The following is an 8,954-nucleotide window of genomic DNA, read 5'->3' on the forward strand; positions in this document are numbered from 1 at the left end:
CAGATCCAGCCCCTTCAGGCTCTTGGTGAAGATCTCGGCGCCGGTCTCGGTGATGCCGATCGAATGTTCGAACTGCGCCGAGAGCGAACGGTCGCGCGTCACCGCCGTCCAGCCGTCGTCGAGCACCTTCACGTCGGGCCGGCCGATATTGATCATCGGCTCGATCGTGAAGAACATGCCGGGCTTGAGTTCGGGGCCGGTGCCGGGACGGCCGAGATGGACCACCTCGGGCGCGTCGTGGAACAGACGGCCGACGCCGTGGCCGCAGAAATCGCGCACCACGCCGTAGCGATGCTTCTCGGCATGCGTCTGGATCGCGAAACCGACATCGCCCAGCCGCGCGCCCGGCCTGGCCGCCGCGATGCCGAGCATCATGCATTCATAGGTGACCTCGACCAGCTTGCGCGCCTTCAACGGCACATCGCCGGCGAGATAGGTGCGGTTGCTGTCGCCGTGCCAGCCGTCGAGCAACGGCGTCACGTCGACATTGACGATGTCGCCGTCCTTGATCGTCTTGCCGCCGGGGATGCCGTGGCAGACGACATGGTTGAGGCTGATGCAGCAGCTGTGCGTATAGCCGCGATAATTGAGCGTCGCCGGCACCGCGCCGCCCGCGATCGTCATGTCATAGACGATGCGGTCGATCTCCTCGGTGGTCACGCCCGGGCGGATATGCGCACCAAGTTCGTCGAGGATTTCGGCGGCGAGCTTGCCCGCCGCGCGCATCCCTTCGAAGCCTTCCGGCCCATAGAGCTTGATCGCGCCGGTGCGCGTGACGGACTCGCCCGCGGCGATGGTCTGATACTGCGTCATCCCCGCGATATAGCCATTCGCGCCGGGCTTTGCGAGACTGCGCCGCGCCGCTATGTCGCCCGCTATGGCCGAGCGCATCTGGACCGCTGCCCTTGTCGTGATCGGGGACGAGATCCTGTCCGGGCGCACCCAGGACAAGAATATCGCGCAGCTCGCCGTGTGGCTGAACCTGCAGGGCATCCGCTTGAGCGAGGTGCGCGTCGTTCCGGACGTCATGGACGCGATCGGCGCGGCGGTGAATGCGCTCGCGCCCGCGCACGATTATCTGTTCACCACCGGGGGCATCGGCCCGACGCATGACGATATCACGGTCGATGCGATTGCCGCCGCGCTCGGCCTGCCGGTGGTCGCACATCCGCAGGCGAAAGCGATCCTCGACGCTTATTATGCGGACAAGGGCGGGGTGACCGAGGCGCGGCTGCGGATGGCGCGCACGCCCGAAGGCGCGTCGCTGATCGTCAACGAACGATCGGGCGCGCCCGGTATCCGCATCGGCAATATCTTCATCCTGGCGGGCGTGCCGCATATCGCATCCGCGATGCTCGACAGTCTGACCGGCAAGCTCGAGGGCGGGCGTCGGCTCGTCTCCGCAACGATCGGCTGCTGGGTGCAGGAAAGCGAGATCGCCGACCTGCTCGAGGCGACCGAGAAGGCGCATGACGGCTGCCAGATCGGCTCCTACCCCTTCTTCCGCGACGGCAGGACCGGCGCCAATTTCGTCATCCGGTCGGCCGATCAGGCGCGGCTCGATGTGTGCGCCGCGGACCTGACCGAAGCTCTCGCCGCGCGCGGTTACGCGCCGGTAGCCGGCGGTATCTGAGGCGCGCGCCGCATCAGGATCAGCGTGATCAGCGCGACCAACGCCGCTACCGTCGCCATTGCGAAGGCGATGCCCGGAAACCAGAAGGGCGCGCGCGGGCCGGTGAACCAGGCGAGCGCGGGACTGTAGATGGCGGGCGCGATGATCGCAGCGAGCGCGGCGATGCTGCCGCTAAACCCCTGCAATTCGCCCTGCGCGTCGGCGGGGACGCGGCGCGACATCAGCCCGCTCATCGACGGCATCACCAGGCTCTGCATCGCGGTCAGCGCGAGCACCGGGAAGACGAACCAGCCGTTGCGCAGCAGCGCGTAGGCGATGAAGCCGCACATGGCGAAGCCGATGCCGATCTCGGCCGAACGACGCTCGCCGAAGCGTTTGACCACCCGGCCGACCAGCAGCACCTGCGACAGCGCCATCAGCAGGCCGACCAGAGCGAGCGATGCGCCGATCAGGCCCGGCGTCCAGTTGAAAGCCGCGATCGCGAAAAAGGCCCAGGTGGTCGGATAGATCATGCTGGCGAGCGCCCACCAGAAGCTGGCGAAGGCGACCGGCAGCACGCCCTTATGACCGCGCAGCGCGATCAGGGCGCCAAGCGGATTCGCGCGCTTCCATTGGAATGGCCGGCGATTCTCTGCGGCATGCGTTTCGGGAAAGGCGAACAGGCCGAGCAGGAAATTGCCCGCCGCGAGCACGGCGGCGGCATAGAAAGGCCAGCGCGGGCCGATCTCGCCGAGCAGCCCGCCGATCGCGGGCCCGATCACGAAGCCGACGCCGAACGCCCCGCCGATCATGCCGAAATGCTTGGCACGCTCCTCGGGCGCGGACAGATCCGCCATCGCCGCGCCCGCCGGGCCGAACGAGGCGCCGAACAGGCCGGCAAGCGCGCGGCCGAGAAACAGCCAGCCGAGCGTGGGCGCGAATCCCATCAGCGCATAATCGATCGCGAAGCCGGCGAGCGCGCCGAGGATGATCGGTCGCCGCCCGAAGCGGTCGCCGAGATTGCCCATCATCGGCCCGCTCAGGAACTGGACCGCGGCATAGATCACGCCCAGCCAGCCGCCGATCCGCGTTGCCTCGGCCAGGCCGACATGACCGAGCTTCATGACGATGCCGGGCAGCACCGGCATGACGATGCCGAAGCCGATCGCATCGATCAGGACAGTGAGGACGACGAAGCGCACCGCGCTCCGGTTCGAGACGCTCATATGTTGGGAATCCCTGGCGTTACGGCCGGGCCGATAGTCCAGCCGAACGTATCAGGCGATCACTTCTTGGGGCGGCCGCGCTTGGAGGCCGGGGCGGCGGTGCCGCTCTTCCGGCCGAGTCCGATCGCCTTGGCGAGCGTGCGGCGCTTTTCCGCATAATTGGGCGCGACCATCGGGTAATCCGCCGGCAGCTTCCACTTCGCGCGATATTGCTGCGGGGTCATGCCGAAATTGGTGTGCAGATAGCGCTTGAGCATCGTCAGTTTCTTGCCGTCTTCAAGGCAGATGATGTGATCCGGCTTGATCGACGAACGAATTGAAACCGCAGGCTTTTGTTCGGCAGCAGCCGGAGCCGCGCTGTCCTGACCGAGCGTCGCCAGCGCGCCGTGCACCTTGGAGATCAATTCGGGCAGCTCACCGACAGTCACGCGATTGTGCGCTACATGAGCGGCGACAATGTCGGCGGTGAGCGCAAGAAGATCGTTTGCAGTTTCTTCGGTCATTGTTCGCAACCCTGTTTGGCAGGGAGCGCGAACTAGCAGATCGTTACGGCGTTCGCGAGCAATTTCGCGGTAATTCGGGCAAGTTTTCTGCGCTCCGGTAGTCGGGGCGGCGACGTGACTTGCGCGGGCGATAAAAAAGGGCCGGCGGATGACCGCCGGCCCTTCGAAATCAGCTCGATTTCAGCTTACTTGACGTGCGCCGAAACGTGCTTGTTCATCTCGAACATGCTGACGCTCTTCTTGCCGAAGACCTTCTCCAGCTTGGCGTCGGCGTTGATCTGACGCTTGTCCTTGCTGTCCTGAAGATTGTTCGACTTGATGTAAGCCCACAGCTTGCTGACGATCTCGCTGCGCGGCATCGCGCCGGGACCGACGACTGCGGCGAGGTCCGCCGACGGGGTGACGGGCTTGTGAATGCCACCGGTTTTCGTTGCCATATTTAAGTCCTCCTTATGCGGCCCCTCTCTAAGGCTGGGCATGCTATCCCGCGAGGAAACGCCTTTGGCAAGCCTCTCTTGAACCTTCACCCACAGCTTCTTGAGGGGCTCCGCCTTATGTGCGCCACGCTTTCCCCCGTCCGCTCTGATCTGAAATTACGGATTATCGTTTAATATCATTGCCTTACTTGGTTTTGATCACTGTTGGCCCGGCCTGCCCGAGCCTCGGTGCGCTTCAGTGGCGCATTTATGCGATTTTCAGCCTTGGCTTGTCGCCTTTGTGCAATCCGGCCATCTCCAGGCTCCTCCCAGCGTGAAGAGGGAGCCAAATGCGGCGCGCGACATTGTTGCCTGACCGAGCGCCAGAGGGGGCGGAGATGGACCAAAGCCGCGACTATCTGATCTTCACGCCCGGTGACGTCGACCTCGCGCGCTCGCCGTTGCGCCAATCGCTCGACGCCGAAACCTATGTGCTGGGCGCGTTCAATCCCGGCTTCACCCGGCTCGCCAACGGCAATCTGCTGATGATGGTGCGTGTGGCCGAGGCGCTGCGCGATCCGGTCCATGGCGAGCATGTCCGCGCGATCCGCTGGACGCCAGGCGGTTATGTGCTCGACCATCATCTGCTGACCGGCGTGGCGATGACCGATCCGCGCCAGTTCGACGTTGGTGGTGCGGCCTATCGCCAGCTTGCGCTGACAAGCTTGTCTTGGCTGCTGCCGGTCGAACTGAGCGCGGACGGGCGCAGGATCGTCGCGATCCATTATGGCAAGGCGATCGTGCCGGCGGCCGATTACCAGCAATATGGCGTCGAGGACGCGCGCATCACCCGCATCGGCGACATTTGGTACATGACGACCTGCTCGGTCTCGGCCGAGCGCCATTCGACGACGTTACACACGTCCACCAACGGGCTCGACTACAAGCTTGAGGGGATCATCCTCGATCATCAGAACAAGGACATGATCCTGTTCGAGGGCAAGGTCGCCGGCAAATTCCTCGCGCTGACGCGGCCCTTGGGCGAGGTCTATTTCGCTTATCCCGAAAGCAGCCCCTATCTCGGCGGTCCCTCGATCAACCTCGCCCAGTCGCCCGACAGCCTGCACTGGAAGCCACTCGACATGCCGTTCCTGCGGGCGCGCAAGGGATCGCAAATCTCGATGAAGATGGGCGGCGGCAGCCAGCCGATCCTGACCGATGCCGGCTGGCTGATGATCTATCATGGCGTCGAAACGCGCGCCAAGATCGGCATCTATCGCAGCTTCTGGGCCCTGCTCGACCGCAACGAACCGTGGAAGATCTTGCGGGTCGAGGATGGAGAACCGTTGCTGGAAGCCAATCCCGCGCTGACCGCACCGATCGCGCAATTGCTCTATCTGCCGACCGAAGTCGTGTTCACCACCGGCATCGCCGACGGCGGCGAGGATTATATCGTCGCGAGCGGCGAGGCCGACCTCGCCTGCCGCATCACGCATATTCCGAAGAGCCGCTTCGCATGACCGACGTCAAATGGTGGCAGCAGGGCGTGATCTACCAGATCTATCCGCGCTCGTTCCAGGACACGAACCGCGACGGCGTCGGCGATCTCGCCGGGATCGAGCGCCGGCTCGATCACCTGCTCGATCTCGGCGTCGACGCTTTGTGGATTTCGCCGATCTATCCCTCGCCGATGGTCGATTTCGGCTATGATGTGGCGGACTATACCGGCGTCCATCCGATGTTCGGCAGCCTCGCCGATTTCGACCGGCTGCTCGCCGCCGCGCATGATCGCGGGCTCAAACTGCTGCTCGATTTCGTGCCCAATCATTCGTCGGACCGGCATCCCTGGTTCCTCGAAAGCCGGTCGTCGCGCAATAATCCCAAGCGCGACTGGTATATCTGGCGCGACGCCGCGCTCGACGGCGGGCCGCCCAACAACTGGATCAGCGATTTCGGCGGATCGGCGTGGGAATGGGATGCGGCCACCGGCCAATATTATTATCACGCGATGCTGCGCGAGCAGCCCGACCTCAACTGGCGCAACCCGGAATTGCGCACGGCGATGCTCGACGCGATGCGCTTCTGGTTCGATCGCGGCGTTGACGGCTTCCGCGTCGACATACTCTGGCACATGATCAAGGCGGCCGACTTCCGCGACAATCCGGCCAATCCCGACTGGAAGCCGGGCATGGCCGACATGCACCGCGTGCTGCAGCTTTACTCGACCGACCAGCCCGAAGTGTTCGACGTCGCCGCCGAGATGCGCGCGCTTGCGGACTCTTATGGCGCCAAAGGGAATGAGCGCGTGCTGGTGGGGGAGATCTACCTGCCGATCGAACGGCTGATGGCTTATTACGGCAAGGCCGGCGAGGGCGTGCATCTGCCCTTCAATTTCCAGCTGATCGACGCGCCCTGGCATGCGCGCCAGCTGCAACAGATGGTCGCGGATTATGAGGCGGCCCTGCCGTCCGGCGGCTGGCCCAATTGGGTGCTGGGCAATCACGATCGGCCGCGCATCGCGTCGCGCGTCGGCCCGGCCCAGGCACGGGTGGCGGCGATGCTGCTGCTGACGATGCGCGGCACGCCGACCATTTATTATGGCGACGAACTCGGCCTGGCAGATGTCGCGATCCCTCCGGATAAGGTGCAGGATCCCCGCGAATTGCGCGAGCCGGGGTTGGGCTTCGGCCGCGATCCGGTGCGCACGCCGATGCCGTGGGATATGTCGCCTCAGGCGGGCTTTACCGCCGGCGATCCGTGGCTGCCGCTCAACCCCGACTGGCGGACGCGCAACGTCGCCACGGAAGCCGCCGACCCGGGCTCGATCCTGTCGCTGTATCGCGATCTGCTGCGGCTGCGGCGCGCGCATCCGGCGCTCGCGATCGGTACATTGCGATTGCTGCAGGCCGACGGCGACGTGCTGGCTTATGAACGGATACAGGATGAGGAGCGGATCGTGGTGGCGTTGAATCTTGGCGGGCGGGAGCAGCCGGTGACCTGCCCGCAAGGACAGCCGCTGCTGACGACCGGCGGCGATTATCACGCCGACCGGCTGGCGCCCAATCAGGGCGTGATCCTGCTGGCGGGGGCTGCCTGATGCGGATCGCGATGCTCGCGCCGATCTCGTGGCGCACGCCGCCCAGGCATTATGGCCCGTGGGAATTGGTCACCAGCCTGCTGACCGAGGCTCTGGTCGCGAAAGGCGTCGACGTGACCTTGTTCGCGACCGCCGACAGCGAGACGGCGGGCACATTGAAGGCGGTGGTGCCGACCGGCTATTCGGAGGATCGCAGCCTCGACGCCAAGGTGATGGAGATGCTGCACGTCTCGAACGTGTTCGAGCACGCAGGCGAGTTCGACCTGATCCACAACCAGGCCGATTTCGTGCCGCTGACTTTCTCGCGGCTGGTCGATGTGCCGCAGGTGACGACGATCCACGGTTTCTCGTCCGAACGGATCGTGCCGGTGTTCAAACGCTACGAGGATCGCGTGAATTACGTCGCGATCTCGGACGCGGACCGGCATCCCGATCTGCGTTACGCCGCGACGATCCACCACGGCATCCGCATCGAGGAATTCCCGTTCGACGCCGAGGGCAGCGACGATCTGCTCTTCTTCGGCCGCATCCATCCCGACAAGGGCGCCGCCGATGCGATCCGGGCGGCGCTGGCGACCGGGCATCGATTGCTGATGGCCGGCATCGTCCAGGACGAAGGCTATCATGCGCGCGAGGTCGCGCCGCACGTGGATGGTGACCGGATCGTCTTCGACGGCCCGGTCGGCGGCGCCGCGCGGACGCGTGCCTTGGGCCACGCCAAGGCGTTGCTTCATCTGATCCATTTCGAGGAGCCGTTCGGCCTGTCGGTGATCGAGGCGATGGCATGCGGCACGCCGGTGATCGCGTACAATCGCGGATCGATGCCCGAGCTGATCGAGCATGGGGTCACCGGTTTCCTGGTCGACACGTTCGACGAGGCGGTCGCCGCGATCGGCCGGATCGGCGAGATCGACCGCGCCGCCTGCCGCCGCGCGGTCGAGGCGCGCTTCACGGTCGAGCGCATGGCCGAGCTTTATCTGGAGCTTTACGCGCGGATATTGGGAACCGGACGCGCCTGACCTGCGCTTGGCCGTGCATGGCGCGGCTCTTCCACGTCTCGGACCTCCACTTCGGGCGGGAGGATCAGGCGGCGATGCGATGGTTCGCCGGGCTGGTCCATGCCGAGCGGCCGGACGCGGTGATCTGTACCGGCGACCTGACGATGCGCGCGCGCAAGGGGGAATTCGCCGCCGCCGCCGAATGGCTGAAGGGCCTCGGTGTTCCGGTCACGGTCGAGCCGGGCAATCACGACCTGCCGTATTTCAACCCGCTCGCGCGGCTGCTCGATCCCTATCGCCGCTATCGCGCGGTCGAGGCGGTGCTTGAGCGGCCGCTCGATCTGCCCGGTGTGATGATCGTGCCGTTGAAGACAACCGCACGGCTGCAATTGCGCAATCTGTCGTGGGGGCGCGTGTCGCGATCGGGATTGAAGGCGGCGCTGGAGCGGCTGGCGGAGAAGCCCTTGGGCGGGGTCGCACTGGTCGCCTGCCATCATCCGCTTATCCGGAACCGCTTCACTGGCCGGGGCGAGACGCGGCACGGCGCCGACGCACTCGCGCTGCTGGCGGAGGCGGGGGCGGATGGGGTGCTGAGCGGGCATGTCCATGACGCGTTCGATGTGGCGCATCACGAGGCGGGGCGCGTGGTGCGGCTGATCGGCGCGGGGACTTTGTCGGAGCGGCTGCGGACGACGCCACCATCCTTCAATGAAATCCGGATCGAGGCCGGGCATCTGGAGGTGATTGCGCGCGCGATGGTCTAAGCCTGGGGGCTTGAGGCGTCGGTGGTTCCGCGCCATCGTCCGCCGATGCGCACATTGATCATCAGCCTTGCCCTGCTCGCCGCCCCCGCTTTGGCGGCGGCTCCCGATCCCTATGCCGCCCGCGTCGCGCGCATCCTCAAGGATACGCCCTTGATCGACGGGCATAACGACTGGGCTGAATCCCTGCGTGAGCGCGAAGGCGAGGGACGCTGGACGATCGACCTGACGCAGGCTCTCGATAAAAAGCCGAACCCGTACAACACCGATATCGCGCGGCTGCGGCAGGGGATGGTCGGCGGCCAATTCTGGTCGGCCTGGGTGTCGGTCAATCTGCCGCC

At 65.4% G+C, this 8,954-nt stretch carries 9 protein-coding genes and 1 pseudogene; 6 read left to right on the forward strand and 4 right to left on the reverse strand.

The features are described from left to right. The coding region (gene map, locus VK533_RS13755) for a type I methionyl aminopeptidase (RefSeq protein WP_324378613.1) at positions 1-813 on the reverse strand (813 nt) is incomplete at its 3' end. A gap of 64 nt (positions 814-877) precedes the next feature. Here map and VK533_RS13760 point away from each other — a divergent pair. Continuing rightward, positions 878-1,633 carry a competence/damage-inducible protein A gene (locus tag VK533_RS13760; protein ID WP_324378596.1) on the forward strand — a complete coding sequence of 252 codons (756 nt, stop codon included), beginning with the start codon at positions 878-880 and terminating at the stop codon, positions 1,631-1,633. Here VK533_RS13760 and VK533_RS13765 read toward each other — a convergent pair. The 3 genes from VK533_RS13765 to VK533_RS13775 form a co-directional block, all read right to left on the reverse strand. Further along, on the reverse strand, positions 1,606-2,838 hold the full coding sequence (locus VK533_RS13765; protein WP_324378598.1) for a TCR/Tet family MFS transporter: 1,233 nt from the start codon (positions 2,836-2,838) through the stop codon (positions 1,606-1,608). The two genes, VK533_RS13760 and VK533_RS13765, sit on opposite strands and share 28 nt — an antisense overlap. 59 nt (positions 2,839-2,897) lie before the next feature. Beyond that, positions 2,898-3,341, reverse strand: coding sequence for a MucR family transcriptional regulator (locus VK533_RS13770; protein WP_324378600.1), 444 nt, complete (start codon positions 3,339-3,341; stop codon positions 2,898-2,900). A gap of 185 nt (positions 3,342-3,526) precedes the next feature. Next, positions 3,527-3,778, reverse strand: a complete 252-nt coding sequence (locus VK533_RS13775; protein ID WP_324378602.1) for an SWIB/MDM2 domain-containing protein — start codon at positions 3,776-3,778, stop codon at positions 3,527-3,529. Between the two features lie 377 nt (positions 3,779-4,155). Between VK533_RS13775 and VK533_RS13780 the strand changes: the two genes are divergently transcribed. The 5 genes and pseudogenes from VK533_RS13780 to VK533_RS13800 form a co-directional block, all read left to right on the forward strand. After that, positions 4,156-5,277: a glycosidase gene (locus VK533_RS13780; protein WP_324378603.1), complete on the forward strand. Its 1,122-nt coding sequence runs from the start codon at positions 4,156-4,158 to the stop codon at positions 5,275-5,277. Next, positions 5,274-6,854 (forward strand): alpha-amylase family glycosyl hydrolase, encoded by a 1,581-nt coding sequence (locus VK533_RS13785; RefSeq protein WP_324378606.1) that lies wholly within the window; start codon positions 5,274-5,276, stop codon positions 6,852-6,854. The genes VK533_RS13780 and VK533_RS13785 overlap by 4 nt, the downstream gene beginning before the upstream one ends. Then, on the forward strand, positions 6,854-7,873 hold the full coding sequence (locus VK533_RS13790; protein WP_324378608.1) for a glycosyltransferase family 4 protein: 1,020 nt from the start codon (positions 6,854-6,856) through the stop codon (positions 7,871-7,873). The genes VK533_RS13785 and VK533_RS13790 overlap by 1 nt, the downstream gene beginning before the upstream one ends. A gap of 17 nt (positions 7,874-7,890) precedes the next feature. Continuing rightward, complete coding sequence (locus VK533_RS13795) at positions 7,891-8,616, forward strand: metallophosphoesterase (RefSeq protein WP_324378611.1); 726 nt, start codon at positions 7,891-7,893, stop codon at positions 8,614-8,616. A gap of 45 nt (positions 8,617-8,661) precedes the next feature. Then, positions 8,662-8,954 (forward strand): annotated as a pseudogene (locus tag VK533_RS13800) (membrane dipeptidase); the annotation flags it as partial.

This window comes from Sphingomonas sp., assembly GCF_035317925.1.
In the GTDB taxonomy this organism is placed as follows: Bacteria; Pseudomonadota; Alphaproteobacteria; order Sphingomonadales; family Sphingomonadaceae; genus Sphingomonas_I.